The sequence below is a fragment of the Bacillus cereus group sp. BfR-BA-01441 genome (assembly GCF_022663075.1).
Lineage (GTDB): Bacteria > Bacillota > Bacilli > Bacillales > Bacillaceae_G > Bacillus_A > Bacillus_A cereus.
On record NZ_JAKUEU010000193.1, the window covers coordinates 1 to 1674 of the forward strand.

Here is a 1674-nt window from a genome sequence, read left to right on the forward strand (position 1 = left end):
TCAAGGTGTGCAAGGGATACAAGGATCAGTTGGTCCAATAGGTGCAACTGGACCAGAAGGACAGCAGGGGCCACAAGGATTGAGAGGACCACAAGGAGAAACTGGAGCGACAGGACCTCAAGGTGTGCAAGGGTTACAAGGTCCGATTGGTCCAACGGGAGCGACTGGGGCACAAGGTATACAAGGGATACAGGGATTACAGGGGCCAATTGGAGCGACGGGACCTGAGGGATCTCAAGGAATTCAAGGCGTCCAAGGGTTACCGGGTGCAACTGGTCCACAAGGAATACAAGGAGCACAAGGGATACAAGGAACACCAGGACCGAGTGGAAATACAGGTGCAACCGGAGCGACTGGAGCAACTGGTCAGGGGATAACAGGCCCGACTGGAATAACAGGTCCAACTGGAATAACTGGACCATCTGGAGGACCTCCTGGTCCGACGGGGCCGACTGGTGCGACAGGTCCGGGTGGCGGACCGAGTGGAAGTACAGGTGCGACTGGAGCAACGGGGAATACTGGGGCTACAGGAAGTACAGGGGTAACAGGAGCAACGGGAAGTACAGGTCCGACTGGAAGTACGGGAGCACAGGGCTTGCAAGGAATCCAAGGGATTCAAGGACCAATTGGGCCAACAGGTCCAGAAGGTTCGCAGGGTATTCAAGGTATTCCTGGTCCGACGGGAGTAACTGGTGAACAAGGAATACAAGGAGTTCAAGGTATTCAAGGGGCAACGGGAGCAACAGGAGATCAAGGTCCACAAGGTATACAGGGGGTTATAGGGCCACAAGGGGTAACAGGGGCCACAGGAGATCAAGGTCCACAAGGTATACAAGGAGTACCAGGGCCATCAGGAGAAACAGGGCCACAGGGAGTTCAAGGGATACAAGGTCCGATGGGTGATATAGGACCAACAGGTCCAGAAGGCCCAGAGGGACTGCAGGGCCCGCAAGGAATACAAGGTGTGCCAGGGCCAGTTGGAGCGACGGGTCCAGAGGGTCCCCAGGGGATACAAGGCATTCAAGGACCGGTAGGAGCAACAGGCCCACAAGGCCCACAAGGAATTCAGGGAATACAAGGTGTGCAAGGGATAACGGGAGCAACAGGAGTACAAGGAGCAACTGGAATTCAAGGGATACAAGGGGAAATAGGAGCAACGGGTCCAGAGGGGCCACAAGGAGTGCAAGGTGCTCAAGGGGCGATTGGTCCAACCGGTCCGATGGGGCCACAAGGAGTGCAAGGAGTACAAGGAATTCAAGGAGCGACGGGTGCACAAGGAGTGCAAGGTCCACAAGGAATTCAAGGAATCCAAGGTCCGACGGGGGCAACAGGAGATATGGGAGCAACTGGGGCGACAGGGGAAGGCACTACAGGCCCAACAGGAGTAACTGGTCCAACAGGGGTAACAGGCCCGTCTGGAGGACCAGCAGGACCGACCGGCCCAACGGGGCCATCAGGTCCGGCGGGAGTAACTGGTCCATCTGGTGGACCACCTGGCCCGACAGGAGCAACAGGTGCGACAGGAGTAACAGGAGATACTGGGGCGACAGGCTCAACTGGAGTGACAGGAGCGACAGGAGAAACGGGAGCAACCGGAGTGACGGGTTTACAGGGTCCGCAAGGAATCCAAGGTGTGCAGGGAGAGATAGGTCCAACAGGGCCACAAGGTGTTCA

Annotated in this window: 1 pseudogene; it reads left to right on the forward strand. The window is 56.9% G+C overall.

The features are described 5' to 3' along the window. Positions 1–1674, forward strand: a pseudogene (locus MR107_RS31450) (BclA-related collagen-like exosporium protein); the annotation flags it as partial.